Source organism: Shewanella submarina (assembly GCF_042646185.1).
In the GTDB taxonomy this organism is placed as follows: domain Bacteria; phylum Pseudomonadota; class Gammaproteobacteria; order Enterobacterales; family Shewanellaceae; genus Shewanella; species Shewanella corallii.
In genome coordinates, this window is the sequence record NZ_JBHRTD010000018.1 from 264018 (window position 1) to 290728 (window position 26711).

Annotated in this window: 19 protein-coding genes and 1 tRNA gene; 12 read left to right on the top strand and 8 right to left on the bottom strand. The window is 52.6% G+C overall.

Going from position 1 to position 26711, the window contains the following annotated elements:
* Window position 1 precedes the first annotated feature (1 nt).
* A complete protein-coding gene (locus tag ACFOE0_RS18270; RefSeq protein ID WP_248934048.1) occupies window positions 2-2290 on the bottom strand; it encodes a hypothetical protein in 2289 nt (762 codons plus the stop codon).
* A gap of 277 nt (window positions 2291-2567) precedes the next feature.
* On the opposite strand from ACFOE0_RS18270, the gene ACFOE0_RS18275 reads away from it, so the two are divergent.
* Window positions 2568-3605 carry an NAD(P)H-quinone oxidoreductase gene (locus tag ACFOE0_RS18275; protein WP_248934049.1) on the top strand — a complete coding sequence of 346 codons (1038 nt, stop codon included), beginning with the start codon at window positions 2568-2570 and terminating at the stop codon, window positions 3603-3605.
* A 460-nt stretch (window positions 3606-4065) separates the two neighbouring features.
* Here the strand turns inward: ACFOE0_RS18275 and ACFOE0_RS18280 are convergent, their stop codons facing one another.
* The gene (locus ACFOE0_RS18280) at window positions 4066-5808 is read right to left on the bottom strand and encodes a hypothetical protein (RefSeq protein ID WP_248934050.1); all 1743 of its coding nucleotides are present in this window, start codon (window positions 5806-5808) and stop codon (window positions 4066-4068) included.
* Between the two features lie 243 nt (window positions 5809-6051).
* Window positions 6052-6146 (bottom strand) — tRNA-Sec (locus ACFOE0_RS18285).
* A gap of 723 nt (window positions 6147-6869) precedes the next feature.
* Here ACFOE0_RS18285 and fdnG point away from each other — a divergent pair.
* The 10 genes from fdnG to ACFOE0_RS18335 all read left to right on the top strand — a co-directional run bounded on the left by fdnG (window position 6870) and on the right by ACFOE0_RS18335 (window position 19533).
* Window positions 6870-9887: a formate dehydrogenase-N subunit alpha gene (gene fdnG / locus ACFOE0_RS18290; protein WP_248934051.1), complete on the top strand. Its 3018-nt coding sequence runs from the start codon at window positions 6870-6872 to the stop codon at window positions 9885-9887.
* 2 nt (window positions 9888-9889) lie between these two features.
* Complete coding sequence (fdxH, locus tag ACFOE0_RS18295; RefSeq protein WP_283106300.1) at window positions 9890-10798, top strand: formate dehydrogenase subunit beta; 909 nt, start codon at window positions 9890-9892, stop codon at window positions 10796-10798.
* Window positions 10799-10803: 5 nt separating this feature from the next.
* On the top strand, window positions 10804-11448 hold the full coding sequence (locus ACFOE0_RS18300) for a formate dehydrogenase subunit gamma (protein ID WP_115137352.1): 645 nt from the start codon (window positions 10804-10806) through the stop codon (window positions 11446-11448).
* Window positions 11449-11450: 2 nt separating this feature from the next.
* Window positions 11451-12419 carry a formate dehydrogenase accessory protein FdhE gene (fdhE, locus tag ACFOE0_RS18305; RefSeq protein WP_248934052.1) on the top strand — a complete coding sequence of 323 codons (969 nt, stop codon included), beginning with the start codon at window positions 11451-11453 and terminating at the stop codon, window positions 12417-12419.
* Window positions 12420-12500: 81 nt separating this feature from the next.
* Window positions 12501-13982 (top strand): L-seryl-tRNA(Sec) selenium transferase, encoded by a 1482-nt coding sequence (gene selA, locus ACFOE0_RS18310; protein WP_248934053.1) that lies wholly within the window; start codon window positions 12501-12503, stop codon window positions 13980-13982.
* A 76-nt stretch (window positions 13983-14058) separates the two neighbouring features.
* Window positions 14059-16179, top strand: coding sequence for a selenocysteine-specific translation elongation factor (gene selB, locus ACFOE0_RS18315; RefSeq protein ID WP_248934054.1), 2121 nt, complete (start codon window positions 14059-14061; stop codon window positions 16177-16179).
* A 2-nt stretch (window positions 16180-16181) separates the two neighbouring features.
* Window positions 16182-17018 carry a formate dehydrogenase accessory sulfurtransferase FdhD gene (gene fdhD / locus ACFOE0_RS18320; RefSeq protein WP_346347842.1) on the top strand — a complete coding sequence of 279 codons (837 nt, stop codon included), beginning with the start codon at window positions 16182-16184 and terminating at the stop codon, window positions 17016-17018.
* Window positions 17019-17175: 157 nt separating this feature from the next.
* The gene (gene yedE / locus ACFOE0_RS18325) at window positions 17176-18366 is read left to right on the top strand and encodes a selenium metabolism membrane protein YedE/FdhT (RefSeq protein WP_248934055.1); all 1191 of its coding nucleotides are present in this window, start codon (window positions 17176-17178) and stop codon (window positions 18364-18366) included.
* Window position 18367: 1 nt separating this feature from the next.
* Window positions 18368-18622 carry a sulfurtransferase-like selenium metabolism protein YedF gene (gene yedF / locus ACFOE0_RS18330; RefSeq protein WP_248934056.1) on the top strand — a complete coding sequence of 85 codons (255 nt, stop codon included), beginning with the start codon at window positions 18368-18370 and terminating at the stop codon, window positions 18620-18622.
* 518 nt (window positions 18623-19140) lie between these two features.
* Window positions 19141-19533, top strand: coding sequence for a hypothetical protein (locus ACFOE0_RS18335; protein WP_248934057.1), 393 nt, complete (start codon window positions 19141-19143; stop codon window positions 19531-19533).
* A gap of 86 nt (window positions 19534-19619) precedes the next feature.
* On the opposite strand, the gene ACFOE0_RS18340 is transcribed toward ACFOE0_RS18335, so the two are convergent.
* The 5 genes from ACFOE0_RS18340 to cutA form a co-directional block, all read right to left on the bottom strand.
* Window positions 19620-20786, bottom strand: a complete 1167-nt coding sequence (locus ACFOE0_RS18340; RefSeq protein ID WP_248934058.1) for a galactokinase — start codon at window positions 20784-20786, stop codon at window positions 19620-19622.
* A 71-nt stretch (window positions 20787-20857) separates the two neighbouring features.
* The gene (locus ACFOE0_RS18345; RefSeq protein WP_248934059.1) at window positions 20858-21820 is read right to left on the bottom strand and encodes a hypothetical protein; all 963 of its coding nucleotides are present in this window, start codon (window positions 21818-21820) and stop codon (window positions 20858-20860) included.
* Between the two features lie 52 nt (window positions 21821-21872).
* On the bottom strand, window positions 21873-23498 hold the full coding sequence (locus ACFOE0_RS18350; protein WP_248934060.1) for a cation:proton antiporter family protein: 1626 nt from the start codon (window positions 23496-23498) through the stop codon (window positions 21873-21875).
* 229 nt (window positions 23499-23727) lie between these two features.
* Window positions 23728-25563 carry a protein-disulfide reductase DsbD gene (locus ACFOE0_RS18355; RefSeq protein ID WP_248934061.1) on the bottom strand — a complete coding sequence of 612 codons (1836 nt, stop codon included), beginning with the start codon at window positions 25561-25563 and terminating at the stop codon, window positions 23728-23730.
* On the bottom strand, window positions 25560-25889 hold the full coding sequence (gene cutA, locus ACFOE0_RS18360; RefSeq protein WP_115137340.1) for a divalent-cation tolerance protein CutA: 330 nt from the start codon (window positions 25887-25889) through the stop codon (window positions 25560-25562). Before cutA ends, ACFOE0_RS18355 begins: the two co-directional genes overlap by 4 nt.
* A 232-nt stretch (window positions 25890-26121) precedes the next feature.
* On the opposite strand from cutA, the gene ACFOE0_RS18365 reads away from it, so the two are divergent.
* Window positions 26122-26694, top strand: coding sequence for an FxsA family protein (locus ACFOE0_RS18365; RefSeq protein ID WP_248934062.1), 573 nt, complete (start codon window positions 26122-26124; stop codon window positions 26692-26694).
* The last annotated feature ends 17 nt before the right edge of the window (window positions 26695-26711 follow it).

The window sequence follows — 26711 nt, forward strand, 5'->3', positions numbered from 1 at the left end:
GTTATCTCTCCAACCGATAACGGGTGATATCCAGGTTTTTCGGGTAATAAAAGCGATAGGTGCGACCATCACTTCGGGTCGCCAGCATTGACTGATCTTCGCTGCCACTGGGCCTCAAATCACTCCAGGTGTAGCTGTTGATTTCCGGATCATTCATCAGCGCCTGATCGGCGTCTATCATGTTGTAGTAAATGTTCCATACGGCCAGTTGCCCCTCGTCCGATATGCTCATCACAACAAAACCATAGGCACTGCCAAGACGAGGTGCCGAGCGGACTGTGTTTACCCCTTGGGTAATCAGTGTTATTGGTTGCATCGGCTTGTTCTGGTGCCAGCAATTGAGGCCGCCTGTCGTGGTCACTCCACAGGCGTCTCTGCTGATATAGCCACCCAGTAATTGGTGATATTTGCCCGGGATCAGATAGCTGCCGCCGTTCATACCCCATTGCCATATATTGCCATCGGCGGTCAGTGCCAGCAGGCTGGATTCCATGGCGCTGACAGAGACAACATCTTTTTCCAAATCATGATAGATGGCGAGCAGCTCTTCCCATGAAGGGGCCCGTTTGTCCTGCCAGAGGGCTTCGTCAACTAAATACCCGCCCAATAATCTGGAACCCCAACTGATCAGCTGACCATTGTTAAGTATGGCTGTGGAGGCCGCCAGGTTATGGGTCAGGTCGCGGACACCGAATTCAAGCAAGGGCTCCAGGTCTTGATCGCTGGGGATGCAATCACGCTGACGGGTATCGACTATGACGCCGACTTCACCGGTTTTTCGTTCTATCACCCAGCCGCAATGAGTACGCCAGGCGTGACTGATGTTGCCCTGCAGCACACTATTGTTTCCGTTCGGGAGAAGCTGGTGATGTTCCGGGATTATAAATGAGCCATCGTCGAGCAATTTGCCGCTGGGCAACGGGACGATTGGGGAAGGAATGGCACTCAGATTATTGGCTGCCGCGTTACTGCCGGTGTCACTGGCGCTGTGTTGCCAGTTTTGGGCATAGGCAGGATTGCTGAATCTGAATTGGTAATACTGAGCGATAGTTTGTTGGGACTCTTTATCGCCAAGCAGCGCCGCTTCAGTCAGCCAAACCAGATATTGCTCATGATCCGGTTGTTCTTTAGCCTTGTCTTTCATCCATACCGCGGCATCCTGATTATGATTCTGCGCAGCAATTTCAATGAATCTGCGCCTAACCGACTCCTTGAGCTCAGCTGTTGAGTACAGATCAAATATCGCCTGAGTATGACCATAGTTCGCCGCCGACAACAGATAAGCCTGGGCTTTGTCCAGGTCAGCCTTTACCCCCAGTCCCTGTTGGTAATGCTGATGCAGCTGATACATGACGTCGGCAGAACGTTCTGCCTGAGATGCATATTCATAGGCTGCTGAATACTGTCCCTGCTTGAACATATACTGCGCCAACCTGGCGCGGGCGGAGAGGGCATAATCATCTTGCTGATTGGCAATCTGTTGCAACAGGGCGACGCCTTGTTGCTGCTCGTTATGGCTATCAGAGTTGAGATAGAGTTCTGTCAATAACCAGCGCCCCTGAGGTAACCCCAGCTCGGCAGCCTTCGAATAGTAGTTGGCTGCCAGTTGTTCATTTGGTTCGACCTGCCAGCCATTGGCATAAATCACTCCCAGTCCCAACATCACATTGCGACTTTGGTGATCGTGATTTTCGGCTGCAAGCAGATACTCCACACAGGTTTTGGATAAACGATAGCTGTATATGTTCAGGCAATGCCAGGCCATAAAGTTGGTGTGATCCGCGGCAATATAGTGTGAGGCATTTTTATGCAAGGGCGGCAGTTTGATATCCGGGGCGCCCTCCATGTAAAGGGTTGCCATCTGGATTTTCGCCCACTCATTTTCCAGATTGGCGGCTAACCTGAGGTAGTGCAGGCCCTTAACTCTGTCGGCATTGGGTAGCGTACCTTTAAGATGCTGATTGGCAACGAAAGAGATGGTTTTTGGGATTCTATATCCCAGCTCAATCGCCTGTTCATACAGGGGCAAGACTCTGGCTTTCTCTTCCTGAGTTGCCGACTCATGGTTATAGATTCCAGCCAACACCGCCGTCGCCCAAGCGCTGCGGTGTTCGGTGCTTTCTAACTCTTTTTTGATCTCGTCCCGCTGAGCCTGAGTTGGGTTTTCCAGTTGGTAATAGGCTTCAATTTGCTGATCCAGTTTTTGCTGCTGCTCTTCAATTGAGGCGCAACCCACTACTGAGACCAGCAGGTAAACCAATAACGCGCGACTCACTGCTTTTTCAAACATCTTGTTCCCTGTCTTCCCGTCCTGCTGATCGCCGTTGCCGGCTGATTATGAGCCTTCAATCCAGCAGCCTGCTTTTGTCAAAGCCAGCGTCATCTGGTCTGAAAACGAGTCAATCTTTATAGTAGCAAGTGACCGGGGATGGGTGACATCGGATAACCGTCTAGGTTGAGAGGGCTGAACTGCACCACAATCGCGTTGCTTTGTATAAAACAACGATAAAGGCGCAAAAAAACCATCTTCAAAGGTCAATAGACCCTAATTAACTCAAGGAGCAGTGATGCAGGCTTTCAATTTGCCAGAGACTTTCCAACATATTCAATTCACGCCGGGATGCTCACCGGAAGACATGACGTTAGCCTCCAGCCCAATGCCCAGTCCCGATGCCAATCAGGTACTGATTAAGGTTCACGCCGCCGGGGTTAATGGGCCGGATATCGCCCAACGTAAAGGGGTATACCCCGCGCCGCCAAACGCCAGCCCGGTTCTGGGGCTTGAAGTGGCAGGAGAGGTTGTTGCGACAGGTCAGGGTGTTAGTCGCTGGCAATTGGGAGACAAAGTCTGTGCTCTGGTGCCGGGTGGCGGCTATGGCGAGTATGTGTTGACCCATGGCGATCACTGTCTGCCTGTGCCTGAAGGGATGGATATGCAGCATGCGGCGGTATTGCCGGAAGTTCTGTTTACTGTGTGGGGCAACCTGGTCATTCGTGGTCGGCTGCGAATGGGTGAAACTTTACTGGTGCATGGCGGCAGCGGCGGTATTGGCAGCAGTGCTATTTTGGTGGGTAAAGCGCTGGGGGCCAGAATAATAGTGACCTGTGGCAGCAGTGACAAGTGCGCTTACTGTCTGGAGCTGGGCGCTGATGCCGCCCTTAACTATAAAGATGAAGATCTGTTGGAGCAGATCCTGAAAGTCACTGCTAGTGCCCGAGCCAGTGCCAGCACGGAGGGCGGAGTGGATCTGGTGCTGGATCAGGCCGGAGGCGATATGGTGAATCTGAGCCTGAAGGCACTCAATACCGATGGCCGCATTGTGTCTGTGGCGATGCAGCAGTCACGTACTGCTGAGATAGAGATTTTCCGCTTGATGGCCAAGCGTATCAGCTGGACCGGCTCAACGCTGAGACCACAATCTGACGCTGCTAAGGCCGAGATTGCCACTCAGCTAGAGCAGACGTTCTGGCCAACCCTGACTGGCAAAGCTGAGTTGCTGCCAATTTATGCCAGCTTCCCTTTGGCTGATGTGGCCAAAGCCCATAGTTTGATGGAGTCAGGACAACACAGAGGCAAGATAGTCCTGGCTGTTACCCATGAGTAAACAAGCTGAAAAGCAAAGAACCACAGAGGGCACGAAGGACACGAAGAAGAGCAGTCAGAGATAATCTTTTTTGCTTTTCCTTCGTGCTCTCTGTGAAGCGCAGCGCTTCGTGGTAGAAGCTTTAAAACAGGAAAGCATTGAACCACGAAGGGCACGGAGGACACGAAGAAGAGCAAGCACATCTAACGTAACTTGGCTTTTTCTGGCCTTTCCTCTGTGCTCTCTGTGAAGCGAAGCGCTCTGTGGTAAGAGTTTTAAAAACAGAAAAGCACTTAACCACAGAGGGCACAGAGAAGAGCAGTCAGAGATAATCTTTTTGCTTTTCCCTTCGTGCTCAAAAACATCCTTGTTTAAGAGCAAGTTCGCCATCCATGGCTCTCGCTCATTATCACATGGCTTACGCCATATTCGCTGTGAAGCGCAGCGCTTCGTGGCTTACTTACTCAATTAAAGCAAATAGTTACTTCAGCTTGGCCAGATAAGCCAGGATCTCCTGCTTGTTATCCCGGACCCGGTAAAGGGTATCCATAATCGGCTTGATCAGCTCGTGGGCATTTGCGTTGTTGGCCTTGTCTGTTAACCAGGACTTGACGAAAACAGCTGTGATAAACACGCCAAACAATCCGGCTGGCAGTTCCCACTGACGGGTATAGTAAGCCAGTGCGCCGCAACCGGCCGCTGCCAAAAACACAATAAACTTGGCCCACATACTGGTCTCACCATATTCATGGATGGACTCAGGCATCTCCCAGCGACCCTTGCTGATGTTGTAGTAGTACTCGCCATAACGTCGGTATCTGTCGTTTCGCTCTCTGCGTGAGTAGCCAATCAACAGGTAATCGCCCACATCGGTATGGCTCATCAGTGATTCTGGCAGCCACTGTTCGAAGACTTCGCCCAGTTCATCTTCCACAGTGATCTTGCCATTCAGCCTGGAATCCCTAACGCGATAGCTGTGGGTTTCATATTTCGAATCCACTACATTGCCGTATCGATTCTTATAGTCGGTACGAATGGTTTCTGTATGGGTCACATCGCTGACGCTGGTATTCATGTTGCGGTCGGTCACCTGCACCATATAGCACCAGGCACTGCCATCAAATTTCTCATTGGTTCGCAGTACGTAGCGGTAGATAAAGTCCTGCTTGTGGGAGACGTAAAACTCTTTCATCTTCTCCAGACGCATCTCGCGGATACTCTTGCGGGCTGGTGTCTGCGTCTCTGGTTCGGTTTCGCACACCTGTAGTTGCGTATCTGCGGTGGCGCTCATAGCGACACTCGTGTCAGCACTCATATCCGCATCCATATTAGACACTGTGCCAAACTCAGCTTCATCGTCGGTTTGAGCCTGCAACAAATTGACCGGGGAGGACTGGCTCATGCCACAGTGGGGACAGTAGCCAAGATTCGCCTGAATGCGGGACTCGCAATCTGCACAGAAGATATCGTCGTCCTGGCTTGGGCGCTCTACCCGGTGAAAGCCCAGTTGGTATTTGCTGACCTCAAGTATTTTGGCGATGGCCGCTTTAATGCTTTCTTTGCGAGCATGGCATTTATGGAAGTTGTTCAGGCTGGCGTTATACCAGGGAACCATGCAGGCGATACTGATAAAGATACCCATCACAATGGAGCCGTCACCCAGGTCAGACACGCCTGCCACAATGGCCGTGGCAATAAAGGCCAGCAGCAGGCCGAAAAAGAATGTACCGACAATACTGGGCTTACTGCAGTCATAGTGATTGGTCATGGTGGATACCTGACCATCATCATTGTGCAGTATCACCCCGCCAGCCAGTTGGTCGTTGGTCACTATGCCCTTGGCGGCGCTGTTCAATTTGTAAGTCAGGGAGATACTGGTTGGCTCAAGCAGAGTGATGACATCACCGACCTTTAAGCTATTAAAAGCCTTATTTTCGGCATTGATGCTGATCTGTTTGATTTCACCCTCGGCGCTTTCCAGAGTGATCCACCAGTAGGAGTATGTGATGCTGTCGTTACCGCCCGTGTTGTGGCGTTTGTAATGAAAGCTACGGGTTAGACGACCGGTAAATACTTTGGCATCCGGGCATGACTGACTCAGGTCAGTCAGCAGCTCAGGCTCAAGATCTGTCAGTGTCAGCAGTTTTCTGGTTTCCTGAATCCCCTCTCCGCACTGAGTACAAAATTTATCCTGAAGATAGAGAGCGTTACCGCAATGGTGCATTGGTCATCCTTACTACGAGCCTGAAATAAACCGGGGCAGATTAGCCGAATGCACAGCAATTGGAGAGGCCGGTATGAATCTGGCTGGAGAATTTGTGAAATGCTTCAACAAAGCCGGCAAATGACGCTTGTTTAAGCCTGAATAAAATCAGATTTTCAGCCGAAGTTCGACAGCAAAGGCTGACGCCTTGTCTTTTATTGGGGAATAAGGTGGTGGGTTATTATTGGGTGTTTAAAAAGATTTTGGCGGAAGAACACAGGAGTTGAACCTGCCCGGGACTGCTGGCAGCCCCACCCGGATTTGAAGTCCGGACGCCTCACCGGAGACGACGTTCTTCCCTTTGAACGCAGCGGATACTAAATAACTTACCGGGTGGCTGACAAGTGCAATGTGCTGTCATTGTTGGTTTTTGAGACAGTGGTTACACTTTTTGTGCCGGGTGTCGGCGGCCTGGCAAAGTGCTTTTGTTCATCAGCGACGCCCTGAACAAATCCTCTATGGTGGTTAACATTTGCTCTGCCCTCCTTAAAGATGGTCAATAAATGCCTGGTTCAAAATTTACCAATTTGCGTCATTTTGTCCAATTGGCCTGTTTGTGGCTTTTTAGGTATCTGACAAGATCTGGCTTGTTGTGATGATTTATGCCGGATATCTGCCGCAAACTACTGTCTTTGACCGCTTTCACTTTTTCACCCTTGTGAAACTGACCTGTCTGCATTAGCTGACGCTTAACATTCTGTTTTGGGACATTATTTACTATGCGGTAGGTCATTGTGTCGCAATCTGTTTTTGTTGGTTGGCATGGTTTAAGTGGCTGATACCTGCTTGTTTTGGTGGTTTTTGATCTCGGTTTTGGTTGTTATTTCTGGTTGTTGGTGCTGTTTGGGTTTTAGTGTGATCTGGGTCGTCACGGATAAATTGTTATTTTGAGTTTGTTTTCTGATACTTCGGCCGTTGTCGGCCACTGAGATGCCGACAGCGAAAAATGATGTTGCACTCTATGCAAGTGCAAAACGCGCCCAAGTGAGTGCAGATAATAATCTAGTGTGAGGCGACTCGAGATGGACAGACGACAGTTTTTTAAACTGTGTGCCTGCGGAGCGACGACGTCGGCAATCGCCGCGCTGGGCATGATGCCCGGTGAGGCCATGGCCGCGCCCCGTGAGTATAAATTATTAAGAGCGAAAGAAACCCGTAATAACTGCTGTTATTGCTCAGTAGGTTGTGGCTTGTTGATGTACAGCCACGGCACTGTGGGCAAAAACTCTGAGCAGAGTATTTTCCATATTGAAGGGGATGTTGATAACCCGGTTAACCGTGGTGCCCTGTGCCCTAAAGGTGCCGGTCTGGTGGACTATGTAAACAGTCCTAACCGTAATCAGTACCCTGAAGTGCGTGAGCCGGGTACCAATGAATGGAAACGCATCAGCTGGCAGGAAGCTTACTCACGTATCGCCCGTCATATGAAAGACGACCGCGACGCCAACCTGATCGAAACCAACGAAGCCGGTACTACTGTAAACCGCTGGCTGACCACAGGCATGATGACCTCTTCGGCGCAGCCGAACGAAGGCGGTTTTATTACTCATAAGTTTGCCCGTGCCACTGGCCTTGTTGCCATCGATACCATTGCTCGTAACTGACACGCCCCTACGGTAGCAAGTCTTGCTCCAACATTTGGGCGCGGTGCCATGACCAACCACTGGATCGACATCAAAAACACCAACGTCGCCATTATTATGGGCGGCAACGCTGCAGAAGCGCATCCCGTCGGCTTTGGCTGGGTGTCAGAAGCGATGCAGCATAACGATGCCAAGCTTGTGGTCGTAGATCCACGCTTTACCCGCAGTGCCTCTCTGGCTGATGTGTACGCGCCACTGCGCAGCGGCACAGATATCGCCTTCCTGCTGGGTGTGATCCGTTATCTGATCGAGACAGATCAGGTAAACCACGACTATGTGAAGGCTTATACCAACGCCAGCTTTATCGTGCGTGAAGATTTTGAATTCAATGATGGTCTGTTCAGTGGTTTCGATGAAGAATCCGGCACCTATAACAAAGAATCCTGGTTCTATGAGCTGGACGGGGAAGGCTTTGCCAAGGTTGACCCAAGCTATCAGCACCCACGCTGTGTGTGGAACCTGCTGAAGAAGCATGTTGATCGCTATGATTTTGATACCGTCAGTAACATCACCGGCACCAAGGTAGAAGACTACCAGGCCGTGTGTGAAGTGATTGGTTCGACCCATACTCACGATCGCGTTGCCACCTTTATGTATGCACTGGGTTGGACCCACCATACCAAGGGCGCGCAGAACATTCGCAGTATGGCGATGATCCAGTTGCTGCTGGGCAACATTGGTGTGCTGGGCGGCGGTGTAAACGCACTGCGTGGTCACTCCAACGTACAGGGCGCCACCGACATGGGTCTGCTGTGTCAGGGCTTGCCAGGTTACCTCAAGCTGCCAAACGACAATGACGTGAACCTTGAGACTTACCTGCGCAACTACACACCTGTGCCGCTGCGTCCGGGTCAGACCAACTACTGGCAGCACTATCCCAAGTTCTTTATCTCTCAGATGAAGAGTTTCTGGGGTAAGTACGCGACCAAGGAAAACGACTTCGGCTACGACTGGCTGCCAAAGTGGGACCTGCAGTACGACTACAGTAAGCATCTGGACATGATGTTCCACGGTGAAGTGAATGGTCTGTTTGTACAGGGTGTGAACTGTATTAACTCCCAGCCAAACCGTAATAAGACGCTGAAGGCGCTGAGCAATCTGAAGTACCTGGTGGTACTGGATCCGCTGGCCACCGAGACCGCCACGTTCTGGCAGCACGCAGATCAGTTCAACGAAGTGAATCCTGCGTCTATCCAGACCGAAGTCTTCCGTCTGCCAACCACGCTGTTCGCCGAGGAAGAGGGCTGTATCGTTAACTCAGGTCGCTGGATGCAGTGGCACTGGAAGGGCGCCAACCCACCGGGTGAGTCCAAGCCAGATGCAGAGATCCTGTCCGGCATCATGCTGACTCTGAAGCAGATGTATAAGGATGAAGGCGGTAAGTTGCCTGAGCCGATTGAAGCCATTAAGTGGGATTACCACACGCCATCTTTCCCACATGGGGAAGAGGTTGCCAAAGAGCTGAACGGTAAGGATATCGCCACAGGTCGCCAGCTGGATAACTTCACTCAGCTGAAGGATGACGGCAGCACTGAATGTGGTTGCTGGATCTACTCAGGCTGTTGGACTGAAGCTGGCAACATGATGGCCCGTCGTGACAACCATGATCCATCCGGTAAAGGTATCACTCCGGGATGGGCGTTCGCCTGGCCGATGAACCGCCGCGTACTGTACAACCGTGCCTCCTGTGACGTGAACGGTAAGCCGTGGGATCCGAAGCGTATGATCCTTGAGTACACAGATGGTCACTGGCATGGCATCGACGTAGGCGACTTCAATATGAAGCTGCCACCTCAGGAATCTGCCCATCCATTTATGATGCAGCCTGAAGGTGTAGGTCGTTTCTTCGCCCTGAAGATGCTGGCTGAAGGTCCGTTCCCTGAGCACTACGAGCCAGTGGAATCGCCAATCGGTACCAACCCACTGCACCCGAGCGTGGTCAGCAACCCTGCAGTACGTATGCTGCCGGGCGTGAAAGAGACTCTGGGCAACAATAAGGAATTCCCTTATGTCTGTACCACTTACTCTATGACTGAGCACTTCAACTACTGGTCGACTCACTGTCGTCTGGCGGCCATCTCCATGCCGGAAACCTTCGTTGAGATCGACGAAGTACTGGCCAAGGACAAGGGCATTAATAACGGTGATTGGGTACGTATCAGCTCCAAGCGTGGCGCCATGGAAACCAAGGCGCTGGTGACGCAGCGACTGCAGCCGCTGAAGGTGAATGGTCAATGGGTTCACACTATTGGTCTGCCACGTCACGGCAGTCACAACGCTCTGATCCGCAAGAGCTTTACCTGTAACGTGCTGACCACGGAAGTGGGTGATGCGAATACGCAAACACCTGAGTACAAAGCATTTTTGGTCAACATTGAGAAGGCGAAGGGGATCTGATCATGTCTGCACAAGATATTATTTTAAGTTCAGGCACATCTGAGCTGACCCCGGCCGCCCAGGTGCGCCGCAAGGTCGCCAAGATGACCAAGTTGTTCGATGCCACCAAGTGCAATGGCTGTAAAGCCTGTCAGGTGGCTTGCTCTGAGTGGAACGACCTGAGAGCGCCAATCGGCGAGTTCTCCGGCAGCTACCAGAACCCGGCAGATCTTTCTTCCGAGTGCTGGACGCTGATGAAGTTCCACGAGTTCAAGAAGAACGACAAGATGCATTGGCAGTTCACGCACACAGCATGTATGCACTGTGACGACCCTGCCTGTTTGACCGCTTGTTCGACCAAAGGCGCCATCGTGCAGCGCAGTAACGGCACCGTGGACTTTGACTCAGACAAGTGTACCGGTTGTGGTTACTGCGTATCGGCCTGTCCGTTTAACATTCCGCGTTTGGATCCTATCGATCAGAAGGCGTACAAGTGCACCATGTGCGCTGACCGTACTCAGATCGGCCTGGAACCAGCCTGTGTGAAGACCTGTATTACCGGTGCGCTGCGTTTCGGCACCCGTGAAGACATGTTGTTCTACGCAGATCTGCGGGTGAAGCAACTGAAAGAGAAAGGCTATGCCAATGCTGGTCTGTACAACCCAGAAGGGGTAGGCGGCACAGGTATGGTGATGATTCTGCACGACATCAACCAGCCTGAAAGCTATGGCTTGCCAGCTGATCCCAAGACCAGCCTGCCGGTTAAGTTGTGGCAGGACGTGGTTAAGCCTCTGGGCGCTGTGGGCATTATTGCCACCGCTGCCGTGGCCATTGCACACCGCATTACTGTGGGCCGCAACATTGTGGAAGAGGATGAGCCTGCGGCTTATGACCACTCCCATGATGACAACCACAAGTCAGACAAGGAGTAACGGATATGCATAAGAATGAAAGGATCTTGCGTCATACACTGTTCGACCGACTCTGCCACTGGTTCATTGTGGCGACAGGTCTGGTGACCTTCCTGACGGGTTTTGCCTTCTTCTTCCCATCGTTCCAGTGGCTGGGCGGCATTGCCGGTACACCACAGATGGCACGCTTTGTTCATCCCATCGCCGGCTTGATGATGTGTCTGCCGCTGATGTTGATGCTGGTGCGCTATTACCACCATAACAAGTGGGAAAAGAACGACCTGAAGTGGATGCTGGCTATTAAGGATGTGATGTTCGAAAACGAGGACAAGATCCCCGCTATCGGCCACTACAACCCGGGTCAGAAAGTGCTGTTCCGCACCTTCGTGGTGACCTCCATCGTGCTGACCGTAACAGGTTTCATGATGTGGCAGCCTTACTTCGCCCCTTACTTTGAAGCCTCCACCATTGAGTGGGCCATTCTGCTGCACGCCATCTGCGCGGTGATCATGCTGATCTTCGTGATGGTGCACTTCTGGATGGCAACCTGGGTGGAAGGATCTGTGGCCGGTATGTTGTACGGCACAGTATCTCGGGCCTGGTGCAAGAAGCACCACCCGAACATGCTGAACGATCCTGAACTGAAAATTATTAAGCAGGAAAAACACTGATTATGAGCACTGCAACCCCTTCTGTAACAGGATTGGACCCTGAAGCCCTGGCCAAAGACGCGGCCGATGTGTTGACCGTGATACCGGCAAACCCTGCTGCTGTGTATTCACGTCGTGCAGCACGTTTGCAGGAGTTGGCGGATGACACTGTGCTGACCGATTACTTTGGTCTGCTCAGGTTACTGACCCGGGCCCAGGCCCGACTGGCGCAGACGTCTGACGCTGAAAGCCTGTTTGGTCCACAGCCGCAATTGCAGCTGTCTGGTTCCACTCCGCTGAGTCCGGCCAGTTTCGACTGGGGCAATTTCTGGCAGTCGGGGTTGCAGGAGCTTATCAGTGAGTTGCTGCCGCTGGTTTCTCCTTCAGTGCAAGAAGTGCTGAAGGAGCTGGCAACCACGGAACCTGAGCAGCTGCAAACCTGGGCGACAGAGATGCTGGACGGACGGTTTACTTGCGTTCCTGCCCGTTTCAGCCTGTTTATCTGGGCAGCTCTGTCACTTTACTGGTCGCACTGGGCGGTAAATGTGGCTCAGGTACAGGCCAAAGTGGGCGAAGGTCATCACAGGCTGTGTCCTGTGTGTGGTTCTCACCCCATCGCCAGTGTGGTGCGTGAGCAGCCCCGTCAGGGATTGCGTTATCTGCACTGCAGTCTGTGTGAAACCCAGTGGCACAGAGTTCGCGCCGAGTGTACCTGTTGCGGTGATAACCGGGATATCCATCTCTGGGCAGAAACCGAAACCAAGGCACCTTTGCGAATCGAAAGCTGTGGCAGCTGTAAGGGTTACACCAAAATGCTGTTTACCGACATCAACCCGCGCCTGGAAGTGGCGGTAGATGATCTGGCCAGCATGGTGATGGATCAGCAACTGGTTGAGGAAGGATTCCATCCTTCCACCGTCAACCCTCTGCTGCTGGCCCACGAAGATGCAGTAGAGCCTTCAGCTGAAGAAGAGCCTGCGGCCAACGCTTAGTAAACAGCAGTACTGAATACCTGAGGAGGCACCCAGTGCCTCCTCTTCTTAACCCAAAGAAAGATCAATTCTCCAAGACTTATGACTCAAGCTATCGACTCTTCCAACGCCCTGTTTAGACTCCTGCCGGCCATGGATAGCCTGCTGAAGATATCTCAAGTGATGAGTTTTATTGACCGCTATGGCAAACCTCAGGTGAAAGCGCAACTGATCCAAATGTTGACGGCGGCCCGCAGCGTAATTGCCAAACAAGGGACCCTGCCAGCCTGGTGTGTAGATGAAGCTTTGCTGATCAGCGAGCTGGAGCAGGCGCTGCAAAATGCCGGTCGCCACAGTTTAAGCCCTGTGATTAACCTCTCCGGCACAGTGTTGCACACCAATCTGGGGCGCAGTCAGATGTGTGAATCTGCCATCAGTGCGGTAACCGATGTGATGCGTCACCCAGTTCCCCTGGAGTTTGATATGGGGGCGGGCAAGCGTGGCCACAGGGACTCGCGCATCAGTGAGCTGGTGCATGAGCTGACCGGTGCCGAGGCCTGCTGTGTGGTTAATAATAATGCCGCGGCAGTGCTCCTGATGCTGGCCTCTGTTGCTCCGGGTAAAGAGGTGATTGTGTCCCGCGGTGAGCTGGTGGAGATTGGCGGCGCCTTCCGTATTCCCGACATTATGGCTCAGGCTGGTTGCAAGCTGGTGGAGGTGGGTTGTACTAATCGCACCCACCTTAAAGATTACGCAGCCGCCATTACCGAAAACACGGCTGCCATTATGAAGGTGCACACCAGTAACTATCATATCGCCGGTTTTACCAAGTCGGTCTCTGAAGCAGAGCTGGCCGGATTGTGCCGTGACAATGGCATTGGGCTTATCTCAGATCTCGGCAGTGGCGCGCTGACCGAGCTGTCCCGTTTTGGCCTTGCCAGTGAGCCCATGCCACAGCAGATGCTGAGCGATGGCGTAGATCTGGTGAGCTTTTCCGGTGACAAACTTCTGGGAGGCCCTCAGGCGGGTTTGGTCGTAGGCAAAAAGGCACTGATCGACAAGCTGCAGTCTCATCCGCTGAAGCGGGCACTGAGATGCGACAAAATGGTGCTGTCGGCACTGGAAGCCACCTTGCTTGAATATCGCAGGCCTGAGCAGCTGGACACTGTAATGCCTATCTTCCGCAAGCTGTCCCGACCATTGAGTGAGCTGCAGAAGCTGGGACAAAGGCTGATGCTTAGCTGTGAAGATTTGCAATCTGGCTTACAGGTAACACTGGAAACCTGCCATACCCAGGTGGGCAGCGGTTCTCAGCCGGATGTACTGCTGGAATCTGTTGCCCTGTGTTTTACCCCGAACCCTGACTCTGCCCTGGACTCTCTTAGCTCGCTTGAACGTCATTTCAAGCAGCAAAACACCCCTGTCATTGGCCGTCTGGGAGCAGGCAAACTCTGGCTGGATCTGCGCGGCAGTGATGATGACATCGAACTGACAGCCGCCCTCTATACCTGCCTCAGCAGCTGGCGGGATGCCCGCGTTCCATCTGCATTGGAATCAGACAGACAGGGGGAGGTGGCTGCATGATTATCGTCACAGCAGGACATGTGGCACATAGAGGGTGGCAAGACCAGTTTCATCAAGCTGAGTGCGGGGCCAATCAATGATTATTGTAACTGCTGGTCATGTGGACCACGGCAAAACAAGCCTTATCCAGGCGCTGACCGGGATGAATGCTGACCGTTTGCCCGAGGAGCAGCGCCGGGGCATGACGATCGATCTGGGTTACGCCTTTATGGATCTGGGTGATGACAATCGTCTGGCTTTTATCGATGTGCCGGGTCACGAAAAGTTTATCAACAATATGCTGTGTGGCGTCAGTCACGCCAGACACGCCTTGCTGGTGGTGGCCTGTGATGACGGTGTGATGCCTCAGACTCGTGAGCACCTGCAGATCCTCTCTTTGATGCCGCTTGAGAGCCTGACCATCGCCCTGACCAAGTGCGACAGAGTCACAGCTGACAGGGTCAGCGAAGTTCAGATTGAGCTGGGCGTTTGGCTGGCCCATGCCGGTATGCTGCAGGGAGTATCCCGGCAGGAGTTTATTGTCTCGGCGCACACAGGTTTTGGCATTGCTGAGCTAAAGGCGCATTTGCAAACACTGAGTGAGAGCGTTCAAACCACAGTCGATTCGGCGCCTTTTCGCATGGTTTTTGATCGGGTATTCAGTGTAAAAGGCGCGGGCCTGGTGGCCACAGGCACGGTGATCAGTGGCTGCGTGAATAAAGAAGACAAACTGTATGTGATCAATACCGCCTCTGGCTCTAGAAGTGGTTTAAACGCCGGAGCACACAAACAACAGGTGCGGGTAAGAGGCCTGCACGCCCAGGGACGGGAATCCAATTTTGCCCGGGCCGGTGACAGAGTGGCGTTGAACCTGACCGGCAATGATCATGATATTGAGCGGGGCGACTGGTTGAGTTCTATCGCCATGCCAGAGCCGGTATCCCGATTTGCCGTGGTACTCAGTGGTTTTATGCCCAAACACTGGCAGAGCGTGCACCTGCACCATGGCGCCAGTCATCAGCTTGGTCGTATCGCCCTGCTGTCTGAAGCGCCTTTGACCACATCATCTGCCAATCGCAAAGAGTATCTGGCAGAGCTGGTGCTGGAGCAGCCTTTACTGCCTGCTGCCGGCGATATGTTGGTGGTGCGGGATGCCTGTGGCCGAGAGACGTTGGGGGGCGCCCGGGTATTGGAGCTGGAGGTACCAACCCGGGGTAAGCGTACCGCTGAGCGCATTGAGTATCTGACTGAGCTGGCTGCCTGTATTCAGAAGGCCAATAAGACACCTTTACTGGCACTCACGGTGAGCTGCAGCCGCAAAGCGGTTTCTATTGCTATGCAGGCCTGGAGTTTGCAATTGAGTGAGGCTGAACTGCAACAGCACCTTGGTTGTGACAATCGTGGCCGCAGCGACAGTACAGGTCTGGTCAGTCGTGGCGACTGGCTGGTAAGCCGCACTCTGTTTGATGGCTTTAAAACCGAGATGATGGCGCGTATTGCCGCCCACCATGAGTCCAATCCGGATGAACTGGGGCTGGGGCGGGCACGCTTGCTGAGAGTATGTCACTCAGGCCTGCCTACAGCCCTGGTCAATCAGGCCATATATGAGCATCTGGCAGCGGGGGAGCTGGTCATGACCCGGGGACAGCTGCATCTGCCAAGGCATGCCATTGCCCTGTCTGCAGATGAACTGCCTTTGTGGCAGACCCTGGAGCAGATGTTTATCCAGTCGCGTACGCCTTTGTGGACCTCGGATATCTGTGAGCCTCTGGGACTGAGTGCCAAGCAGGCCAGAGCTCTTTGCTACAAGCTGGTGCAGCTGGGTTACATCTGTGCGCTGCTTAAAGACAGATACATTCTCAGCGATACTCTGCAGGCGGGGGCAGCCATGATCCTGGCGCACCTTGAAGAGCATGATGCTGTGAGTACCTCAGAGTTTTGTGCCGGAATGCAGATGGGGCGTAAAGCGGGGATTCAGTTACTTGAGTGGTTTGACCGCATCGGCTTTACCAGGCGTTTGTACAAGGCCAACAGTCGCACCTTGCGGGATGCTGAGCTGTTTGAGTATTTGCGACCCATAAAAACACCCAGGCAGGCACAGATGCCTGAACCCAATCATCTTTCTATTGCGGCGACTGCTATGTCAGCCCATCTGTCAGCCCATCTATCAACTAATAGGGCCGAAGGCCTGAGCGCCGGAGTTTCCACAGGGATATGAGTATGAACACCGATTTAAATAACAGCATCCGCAGTATTGATGCCTGGTCGAGCTTTAACGGCTGCCTGTCGCCTGTGTCCGATGAGTTGGCCAGAGAGGTCAGGGTGGCGTTGGTTTACAACGGTATCTCCCACACTGTGATGATGGCTTCACCCATGGATCTGGAAGCCTTTGCTGTCGGCTTTACCCTGTCGGAGCGGATTGTTGAGTGTGCCTCTGAAATCAAAGGTGTTGAACTGCAAGAGGTAGAGCTTGGGGTGATAGTGCATCTGGAGATCACCACCCGTCGATTTACCGAGCTTAAGCAGCACAGGCGCAATATGGCGGGACGTACGGGCTGCGGCCTTTGCGGTGTGGCTCAGCTGGATCAGGCGATTAAACCCATTATTCCTGTTGAAGGTAACAGCAGGTTTAACCTGGCGGTGATGAACTCTGCATTGAGAGAGCTCAAGAAGCAGCAGCCCTGCTTTCGGGTAACCGGTGCCACCCACGCGGCTATGGCGCTGGATGAGTCAGGTCAGGTGTTGGCTGGATTCGAGGATGTGGGCCGACATATCGCTCTGGATAAGCTGATTGGCCATTTTGCCCTGAATAAACTGCCCATGCCCAGGGCGGTGATGCTTACCAGCCGGGCCAGTTTTGAGATGGTGCAAAAGGCTGCGGCTGCCGGTATTGAGCTGCTGTTTGCCATGTCTGCGGTGACGGCGCTGGCTCAGGAACTGGCGCAAAAAAGCAATATCACCCTGGTCGGTTTTTGCCGGGATAACAGAGCCATGGTCTATAGCTGTGGTGAACGAATTGTGACCAGTGCAGCCCCCATGTTGCAGCGGGTGGGGTAAGAAAACCCTATCTGGTTAAATTTTGCATTAAGTCGTATCGGCGGATCACCGGGTGAGGTATTATCCGCCGCTTTCGTTTTTGACGTGAGAGAAGATGCGCAGACCTGCCTGGTCTACCTGTCTTCTGTCACTCGCATTTTCTATGGGGGAAAATGTCGTGAGTTGGCAAGCATTCAAGCAAGCCTATCTGATTAGGTTCTGGTCACCTGTGCCTGCGGTGATTGCCGCGGGTGTACTGTCGGCCATTTTCTTCGGTTTGACCGGCGGCCTGTGGGCGGTTACCGGTGAATTTACCCGTTGGGGCGGGCATTTGGCGCAACTGTTTGGCGCTCATCCGGAAAGCTGGACTTACTTCCAGATTATTGGTCTTAAAGGCACACCGCTGGACAGAGCTGGTGGCATGATGCTGATCGGTATGTTTGGTGGCGCGCTGGCGGCAGCCTTGTGGGCCAATAATGTGAGTATTCGCTTACCTCAGCATAAGCGCCGTATTGCCCAGGCTGTGATTGGTGGCGCACTGGCTGGCTTTGGTGCCCGCCTGGCGATGGGGTGCAACCTGGCAGCTTTCTTTACCGGTATTCCTCAGTTCTCCCTGCATGCCTGGATTTTCGCTCTGGCGACTGCGGTGGGTACCTATTTGGGAGCCAAGCTGACGCTGCTGCCCATGTTCCGGGTGCCGCTGAAGCTGACCAGGGGCGGCGCTAAGCGCAATATCGCCCAGGATCAGAACCAGGCCAGTAACCGTTTCCGTCTGGGCATGGCGATTTTCGGCTTGATGGCGATTTGGGGCGTAGTGACCCTGCTGGATTCTCCCAAGCTGGGCATTGCCTTGCTGTTTGGTATGGGCTTTGGCCTGCTGATCGAGCGGGCACAGATCTGCTTTACCTCAGCTTTTCGTGATATGTGGATTACCGGTCGTACCCAGATGGCCATCGCCATTGTGCTGGGTATGGCAGTGAGCGCCCTGGCGACCTTCAGCTATATCGAATTGGGTCTGAGCCAGAAGGTGATGTGGGCCGGTCCCAACGTGGTGATTGGTGGCGTGCTGTTTGGTATTGGTATTGTGCTGGCCGGTGGCTGTGAGACCGGCTGGATGTACCGTGCGATGGAAGGTCAGGTGCACTTCTGGTGGGTTGGCCTGGGCACTATTCTGGGGGCTCTGGGTCTGGCGGCGATGTGGGACAGCGTGGCGACCCCACTGGCAACCAGCTGGCCGAAAGTGAATTTACTTGAGAGTTTGGGTCCTTGGGGCGGCTTGGGTATGACCTTTGCGCTGCTTGGCCTGTCTTTGTTGGCAATTTTGTGGTGGGAGAAGCGTTTCTTCGCCCGTCAGCGTCAGGAGAATTAACATGGTTCAATCAGCAAGTGATGTAGTGGCCGAAGTGGATTTCCAGCTGGAAGTATGGGGCGAGCCTTGTCCTTATCCGGTTGTGGCGACTTTGGATGCACTGAAGCAGATGCAGTCCGGCGAAACGCTGGAAGTGGTGACTGACTGTCTGCAGTCCATCAACAATATTCCTACCGACGCCAAACGTCATGGTCATGAGGTATTGGAAGTGGAACAACAGGGTCCACAGGTACGTGTGGTAATTCGTAAGGCATAATACCCGGATAGCCCAAACTGCCTGAAAAGTATGACGGGATTGTGACTCCACAATCCCGTTTTTTATTGTCGCCAACTAAGACTAAATTCCCTCTGGACAGCGGATATTAAAGCTGATACCAATAGTGCAGGTCAGCGATAACCCTTATTACAGCTGGCTTTCAAGCCTGTTGATTGTTGAGTGATGGGCTGCAGGCTTTTATATAAAAATAATTTGCCAGTCAATAATTTTGGACTACATTCCTTATGGGAGATGTGCTCAATGTCTGAGTTCAGTTTGTCTTGAACAGGGCTTTTTTGAGCAAGAATTGTCTGCCAGTAAGGGAAGATGATGAGGTAATGAGCTTTCCGTTCAGATTAAGGGAAATTTCATCACCGGGTCATTGATTATCAGAAAGTTTCTGTAAAAATACCGGGCTTATTGGACCCCACTTTAACGGTGGGAAAAGTGGCAGCGGAGCAGTACTGCCGAAACATTTTATTTTTAGTTTATATGTTGATTTAAGGGTATTGGCATATATGTACAACACGGCGAAGAAACAGGTTTGGATTGGTGAACTGAGAACCTCCAGAGGGAATACAGTGGTCATTCATGACAATCAGTTACCAGACGCTTCTCCTGGAAGAGTCTTTCTCTACAACACAGATCGCAATGCGATTGTTGAGTATGTAGAGGAGATAGTAAAACCCAACTTGCATGAGCTGGATGAAGCGGCCATTAAGGACGCTGAATCGAAATTCAGTGGTGCATGGAAGATTGCCAGAGCAGAGTTTCTGGGTAAACGTCCGCAAGTTGAAGACAGTGCTCCCGCGCCAAAGAAAGCCAAGGCTGAGGTGGAAGCTGAAGACAGCTATGAAGACGATAACCTGGGAGACGATGATTGGTCTGACGACGATTACGACGACGATTAATCTCTGGAAATGGTAAGCGCTGTATCAAAGGGCTGATATCAGTCGGCCCTGGATGCATATAACGGTAGCTGTGGAGCTACCGTTTTTTATTCCCGGCTGACACCTACTGCGCCCGCTGCTCCGGCCAACTCACACATATAGCTGTCGCACTGGGTAAACCTGGTTTGCAGTTCCAACAAGAGGTCTGTGATCTCGTGTGATGGGATAAGCGCCACCACAGTGTGATCCTCTGTCATACGGGCACCGCCCCGGTTGCCAAGGAAGCCGTGAAGGAAGTCTGTTACTGCCTGAGCCTGTTGATTGTCCGGATGCAGGGCGCCAATTAGAGAGTGATGGGAAGCCTGCATCAACTCACTGATCCGCCCGGGATCGTCTCTTCTCAGCGCGCCTACCAGCTGATGAGCCCGCTCATTCTCTCCCAGCAAGTGCTGTACTTCATCAAAGAAGCGGGTACAGCTCTCTCTTTCTTTCGAGTGGAGCTGATTGCGGTTGAGACAACGCAGTGAGGCGACCCCAAAATGTTCGGCAAATGCCTGACAGTGCTCCTGTCTGGCTTGTCGTTTTGCTTCTGTCTTGGCCTCGACACTGACAGGCTTTATTACCGCAATCGTCAGGGTTTGGGGCATGGGGATGGGTTGGCAGTCCATATCCAAACTATCGATCATCAGGGCACTGTCTGGCTGGGCGAGGACACAGCTCATCTGGCTGACGACGCCACAGGTGTGGGAAAGGTAAAGGCTCTCACCACGTTGGGCCAGTTGTGCAACAGCCATGGGCGTGAGTTGTTGATTGCAGCATAGTCCCAGGGCCGTGCCAAAGGCGGTTTGCAGAGCGGCGGTTGAAGCAAGTCCGGTATTTTTGGGGATGGTGCTGACAACGGCCAGATCCAGGCCGGTTAAGCTCAGGCCTGAGCGGACCAGCTCACTGGTGATCCCCTTCAGATAATTAAGCGCATCAGCATCATCTATGGGAGGGCCTTCTATCCCTGCGAACCACTCATAGACAGAACCTGCGCTGAGCTGTTCTCCTTTGAGTGCGGTATGGTGAAAGACGACTCTGAACTTACCATCCTGTCTGGGGCGAACCGCCAGCCAGGTATATACATTGACTGCGCAACAGATTGTCAGCCCATCGTAGCAATCGCTGTAGTCTCCCAGCAGATTGACCCTGCCGGGAGCTCTGAACACGTGTTCAGGCGCGGACTTGAAGGTTTCGATAAATAGTTGGCTGACGAATTCTGCTGCCTGGTTCATCCTGCTTTAGCTGCCATGAATAATCTGAGTAAGATGGCGCATCTAAAAGATGCACACATTTAGTTACTTTTTTATAACATGTTAGCGTATAAAACGGTACTAGGCAGTATTTGCAGCGTTTTACTCTGCTGCTTTCTTTGCCAAACGACCGCCAGCCAATGATTATCCGGGCTCACCGCAAGCCGATTTGGGGCGCTGTAGTTGGCAGCCGGTGGTGTCAGAGGCGCAACCAGAGTCCATTGCTGCTGAGCCATGGGTTTATCAGTCTGGTAGTGCAGTGTTTGCAGTCCGGCATCACTGGTGTGAAACAGCCAGCCGTTGGGGCTCCAGGCGGTATCTTCGCTGCCCGGAGTCAATGACGCGATTGGCGTCAAACTGCCTGTTTTCGGTTCAAATCGGGTCACTATTTGCTGACCATCATGGCGCTTTTGCACAAAACTGAAGGCTGGTTGGCCGGGGATTGGGTGCAAACTGCGACCTACGCTGTCAGCCACAAAATGGCGCTCGTCGGCCTGTTCACCTTTGGGTTCAAAATAGAGGTTGTAACCATATCGGGCCCACAGCAAGGTGCCCACTTCAGGATGATGGGAGTAGTAGCCACTGTTGATCATGCTGTTGACGGCTCGCTCTCTGGGTTGGCCTTCAGTTTGTTGCCATACACTTTGATGGGGAACACCCTGCTCAACCACATAACGAATACCGGCCTTATTTGCCATTGGCGTTGGAGAAAACTCGCCCTCATCCGGGGTATTGGTCAGTTGGGTGACTCTGCCGTCTTTGATGTTAATTCGGTAAATATCTGTGTAGCTGCCGCTTCTGTCTGAGCTTAACAGCAGGGATTTGCTGTCTGAGGTGAAAGCGGGTTGAGAGTCATAGCCATCTCTGTCGGTCAGGGCTTTGGGCTGCCCAAGTTGCCACTGACCATCATCAAAACTCAAAGGGTAGAGAAAGACATCGAATCCGGCGGCCAGCGCCGTGGGTGAAGCGAGCAGGGCTGCCAGCGTCAGACCTGCAGCGGAAGTTGATTTGGGCATGGACGTTTCCTTACGAGATGACAAACGTCCATCACCCTATCGCAACTGATTACTAAATAACAGTTTTAGCCTTTTCCTTGCTGCACTCCTGCTGCTGACTGAAATACAGAAGTTCAGAGGTAACATGCTCAACGAAACCTGCACCTGCAGCTTCATACAGGTTGTAAACACTGTGAGCTCCTGCCTCTTTCAGTGAGCAGGTATCTTCGCTGTACTGGACTATGGCGCTGATTTTGCCTTTGTATCCGCGCTTGTTCAGCTGTTCTACCGCAAACAGGTTACCGCCGTGGTGTGGCATCGCCAGCAGGACCAACTCGAGACCGTCGGCGTTATCCAGCTTTTCCCAGAAGTCGATATCAGCCGCATCTCCCTGGACCACATTACGGCCATAGTTGGTGTGCTGGTTAACCAACTCTTTTTTGTGTTCAATGCCCAGAATCTCTGAGCCAAACTTGGCTTTCAGCTCATCGTAGGCGCCGGCACCAATGCGTCCCATACCGATAATCATAAATCTTGGATTGCCGATTGAGATGGGTCTGTCCTCTGGGTGCAGAGGGAAGCGCTCCATCTTACGCAGACGCTTGTGGTATCTCTGGTAAAGGTTGCCTACCGCATTATTCAGGGGCGCAGCCATCAGGAAGCTGATACTTAGTGCTACGGCGATAATCACCAGCCATTGCGCTGGCAGCCAACCTTTCTGAGCGGCTACCGCAGCCACTATCAAGCCAAACTCACTGTAGTTACCCAGACTGAATGCGGACAACATGGCGGTACGGGATCTCAGCTTGAAGCGGGTCAGCAGATAGAAGAACAGGGCGATCTTCAGTGGCACGATAGCCACCAGAATACCCGCCAGTGCGACATCTTCCAGGGTTGGCAATCCATTGAGGCCTATGGTGAGGAAGAAGGCCACCAGGAAGAGTTCTTTGAAATAGAAGAGTGACTTGGCCAGCTCTGAGGATTTAGGGTGTCCGGCCAGCAAAATACCGATAATCAGAGCACCAAGATCCGGCTTCAGGCCTACAGCTTCAAACAGCCATGCACCAACCACCAGAGCCATTACCAGACCAAACAGCACCAGTAGCTCACCGTGACCGACCCGGTCGAAGGCTTTATAAATCAAGGGACGTGCCAATGGCAGTAATAACAAGGATAAGGCCCAGACGCTTGGGATATCCCCTTTGGAGATGGTGAGGAAGGCGACGGCGAATATGTCCTGCATAATCAGGATACCGATGGCGACCCGGCCGTACAGGGTCTGCATATCGCCTTTATCTTCCAGAACTTTTACCGCGAAAACGGTACTGGAGAAGCCCAACGCAAAGGCCAGCAGCCCAAGCTGTTCCCACCCCAGGCCAGTCAACTGTGACAGGCCGAGCACGCCCAGCAATTTCAGCACAGGAATAAAGAACAGCATGGAGGCCATAAGATGGATACTGGCGCCGGCCCACACCTCAGCTTTGAACAGGCTGCGAAGATCCAGCTTCAGGCCAATGGCAAACAGCAGTAAGGTCACCCCGAGATTGGCGAGTTGTTCCAGCAGCGGCAGGCTGGACTCTTCGATACCAAACATGAAAAGCACAAAGCCGGCGACCAGATAGCCGATCAGTGGCGGGAGTCCGACCCGGCTGACCAGCAGACCACAGGCGAGGGTAATAACGAGGATCGCAGGTTCCATAGCAGTCCTTCTTGCTGAACTTCTTTAATTGAATGACGGCATGACCCAGTCGTCTAGCAGCATAGTCTCCTGCCGGCAGTTTGGGGTCAACAGCAGATATTGTATAAGAAAAATAAAGGTTTGAGAGGTGTTGGGTAGAATTTGTTTGGAAAATGTGAGAGGCAAGCAGCTGCTGAGTAAGCTATTGAAAATAAAAAGGGAGCGGCATGCGCTCCCTTGTTGATGTTGCTTATTTCACCAGATTGTCCAGGTGAGCGGCAAAGTCATCGGGTCCCATAAAGCCGGTAACCGTCAGTTGAGGTACCTGTTCACCCTGCGCATCAAACATCAACAGAGTAGGCAGCCCCAACACATTGAAGTGCTCCAGCAGGGCCACATCAGTGGCATCTGTCTTGGTCACATCGGCCTTGAGCAGCACCATATCGCTGAAACGCTGCTGTACCTGCTCAGACTTGAAGGTGATGTTTTCAAACTCTTTACAGGCCACACACCAGTCCGCGTAAAGATCCAGCATTGCTGGCTTACCGGCAGCTTTGGCCTTGGCCAGCTCAGCGTTCAGGTCATCAATGGATTTGATCAGGATGAACTTTTTGGTTTCTGCACCGCTTTGAGCCGTGGCACCAACAGTCTGGAAGCCCAGCGCGCCCATCACCGCCTGGAAGCCATAGGAGAAACTGCCCATCAGCATCAGGATAAGTACCACAGAGCGTGCAGTCTGTTTCCAGTTGAACTCTGTCATCTTGTTCTGGTGCATCAGGTAGCCAATTAAGCTGATACCCCAAACAGACCAAAGCACATCAGTGGTTACGCCGGGCCAGATACGACTGATCATTACGATGGATACTGCCAGCAGCAGGAAGCCGAATACTGTCTTGATCACTTCCATCCACTGACCGGCACGAGGCAGGAGTTTACCGCCTGAGGTACCCAGCATCAGCAAAGGCACGCCCATACCCATTGACAGTACATACAGGGCCAGGAAGCCCAGCATCAGGTCGCCACTCTGGGCAATATAGATAAGTACGCCTGACAGAGGCGCTGTGGTACAGGGTGAAGCCACCAGACCAGAGATAACCCCCATCATAAATACACCGGTGAGGTTGCCACCTTTTTGACTGTTGGAGGCGTTGTTCAGTTTCTCCTGCCATTTGGAGGGCAGGCGAATGTCATACATGCCAAACATGGACAAACTGAGCAGGGCAAACATCACTGCCAGTACAATCAATACCGCCGGATGCTGCAGCGCAGCCTGGTACTTCATACCTGCAGAGGCAACCACCAGACCCACAATAGAATAGGTAATCGCCATACCCTGAACATAAGCCATGGACAGGGTAAATGCCTTACCGGTGGAGAGCTTCTGTTGCTGACCGACAATGATGCCTGACAGAATCGGGTACATGGGGAACACACATGGAGTCAGTGCCAGACCAATACCCAGACCGAAGAAGATCAGCAGGGTCAGCGCCAGATTATCGCCACCCAGCATTTGGCTCAGTGAGTCCTGCTCGCTGACCACTTGGTTGCTCTTCTGGGCGTTGACTGCGTTAACCGCTTCAGCCGTGGCACGAATATCATTGGCCGGGACCGTCACTTCGCCTGAGTTGGCTTCTACCGGCAGTACAGGTTGAGTGCGGGTGGTAGGTGGGAAGCAGAGTTTACCTTCTGCGCAACCCATAAAGGTGACAGAGAAGCTGGCGTCTTTGCCCGCTTGCTTCAGGGCTGCAGGAATGTCCACATAGGTGTAGTACACCTCCTGCTCACCAAAGTATTCATCATGATGCGTCTTGCCTGCAGGCAACTGGACTTCGCCCAGTTCGGCATTGTTGACGGCAAACTTAAGTTTGTCTTTGTAGATGTAGTAGCCGTCGGCGATAACAAAGTTCACCTTGAGCTGGCTGCCATCCTGCTTGAGGTCGAACACGAAAGCTTCGTCAACCGGCATGAGTTCGGGCTCACTGCTACCCAGGAAATCAAATTTCTTGCTGTCAAAAATCCCTTCGCTGTGAGCCAGAGGCGACAGCAATGTCAGTGCGGCAAGGAATACTGCGAATAGTCGTTTCATGATTGGCTGTTTTCTTTTATCCATTCTAAATAAGCGGGCAGTCCCTGTGACACCGGTACTGCAATTAACTCAGGTACTTCATAAGGGTGCGAAGCGATCACTGCCTGTTGCAATGCGTCGTAGCATGCTGCCAGACATTTGATCTGCAAACTGAACTCCTGCTCTTCACATACCTTGCCATCCCATGAATAGCAGGAGGTGATGGGAGCGGAAATCTGCACACAGGCTGCCAGCTTTTGCTCCACCAAAGTTCGGGCAAGCGCAGAGGCTTCCTCTTTGGATGGGCAAGTTGTCAGTACCAACAGATATTCACTGTCGTATTGCATCAGTAAGTCCTTAAGTCTCGCTTAAGATTAAACCTGCTTTAAGCAAGTGAGCTTAAAATAGTTGCCACAACTCTACGTGTTTTGTCAGCTGCTTGCATCTGCAGTGGGCGAAAACAGTGAGTCAGTTCAATGGCTGTTTGTCGCTTTTGGGGAGTGACAAATGGCGGCAACTTGAAAATAGACAGGTTAATCCCCATTTAGTTTTCAATGAAAATGCATTTTTGAGGTCAGCATGTTCTTATTTTTGTTTTTGATTTTTGTTCTGGTTCCCGTGGTGGAACTGTCCGTGCTGATCCGTGTGGGCGAAGTACTGGGTACCTGGACTACCATAGGCCTGTGTTTATTCACCGCAGTAGTGGGTGCATCACTGGTGCGCAGTCAGGGCTTGAGTACTCTGATGCAGGCCCAGCAGAAGCTGGCCCGGGGCGAATCTCCCGGTCAGGAAGTGATTGAAGGTATGATGCTGGCGATGGCCGGTATTATGCTGGTTATTCCAGGCTTTGTGACTGACTTTATGGGTCTGTTGCTGTTAACGCCATTTACCCGCGCGCCATTGGCCCGTTTTATTTTGAAACGTGCGCAACTGCGTATGGTGACGCCGGGCCAATTCGGTGGAATGAACGGTGGCTTTGGTCAGCAGGGGCCTTTCAATCAACAGAATCCATTCGGTCGTGACCCGTTCGACAATCACGACGGTAATACCTTTGAAGGTGATTTTGAGCGCAAGCAGGATGAAGACAGAGGCCTGAGAGGCGACAAGCCGGATCATCAAAGAAAAGATGATGACTGGGGACGAAAAGAGTAACCCCGCCCCGAACCAAT

What these genes read in the sequence shown, in the direction of transcription:
- ACFOE0_RS18270 (WP_248934048.1), bottom strand. Translation starts at nt 2,290, where the DNA reads ATGTTTGAAAAAGCAGTGAGTCGCGCGTTATTGGTTTACCTGCTGGTC.
- ACFOE0_RS18275 (WP_248934049.1), top strand. Translation starts at nt 2,568, where the DNA reads ATGCAGGCTTTCAATTTGCCAGAGACTTTCCAACATATTCAATTCACG.
- ACFOE0_RS18280 (WP_248934050.1), bottom strand. Translation starts at nt 5,808, where the DNA reads ATGCACCATTGCGGTAACGCTCTCTATCTTCAGGATAAATTTTGTACT.
- fdxH (WP_283106300.1), top strand. Translation starts at nt 9,890, where the DNA reads ATGTCTGCACAAGATATTATTTTAAGTTCAGGCACATCTGAGCTGACC.
- ACFOE0_RS18300 (WP_115137352.1), top strand. Translation starts at nt 10,804, where the DNA reads ATGCATAAGAATGAAAGGATCTTGCGTCATACACTGTTCGACCGACTC.
- fdhE (WP_248934052.1), top strand. Translation starts at nt 11,451, where the DNA reads ATGAGCACTGCAACCCCTTCTGTAACAGGATTGGACCCTGAAGCCCTG.
- selA (WP_248934053.1), top strand. Translation starts at nt 12,501, where the DNA reads ATGACTCAAGCTATCGACTCTTCCAACGCCCTGTTTAGACTCCTGCCG.
- selB (WP_248934054.1), top strand. Translation starts at nt 14,059, where the DNA reads ATGATTATTGTAACTGCTGGTCATGTGGACCACGGCAAAACAAGCCTT.
- fdhD (WP_346347842.1), top strand. Translation starts at nt 16,182, where the DNA reads ATGAACACCGATTTAAATAACAGCATCCGCAGTATTGATGCCTGGTCG.
- yedF (WP_248934056.1), top strand. Translation starts at nt 18,368, where the DNA reads ATGGTTCAATCAGCAAGTGATGTAGTGGCCGAAGTGGATTTCCAGCTG.
- ACFOE0_RS18335 (WP_248934057.1), top strand. Translation starts at nt 19,141, where the DNA reads ATGTACAACACGGCGAAGAAACAGGTTTGGATTGGTGAACTGAGAACC.
- ACFOE0_RS18340 (WP_248934058.1), bottom strand. Translation starts at nt 20,786, where the DNA reads ATGAACCAGGCAGCAGAATTCGTCAGCCAACTATTTATCGAAACCTTC.
- ACFOE0_RS18345 (WP_248934059.1), bottom strand. Translation starts at nt 21,820, where the DNA reads ATGCCCAAATCAACTTCCGCTGCAGGTCTGACGCTGGCAGCCCTGCTC.
- ACFOE0_RS18350 (WP_248934060.1), bottom strand. Translation starts at nt 23,498, where the DNA reads ATGGAACCTGCGATCCTCGTTATTACCCTCGCCTGTGGTCTGCTGGTC.
- ACFOE0_RS18355 (WP_248934061.1), bottom strand. Translation starts at nt 25,563, where the DNA reads ATGAAACGACTATTCGCAGTATTCCTTGCCGCACTGACATTGCTGTCG.
- cutA (WP_115137340.1), bottom strand. Translation starts at nt 25,889, where the DNA reads ATGCAATACGACAGTGAATATCTGTTGGTACTGACAACTTGCCCATCC.
- ACFOE0_RS18365 (WP_248934062.1), top strand. Translation starts at nt 26,122, where the DNA reads ATGTTCTTATTTTTGTTTTTGATTTTTGTTCTGGTTCCCGTGGTGGAA.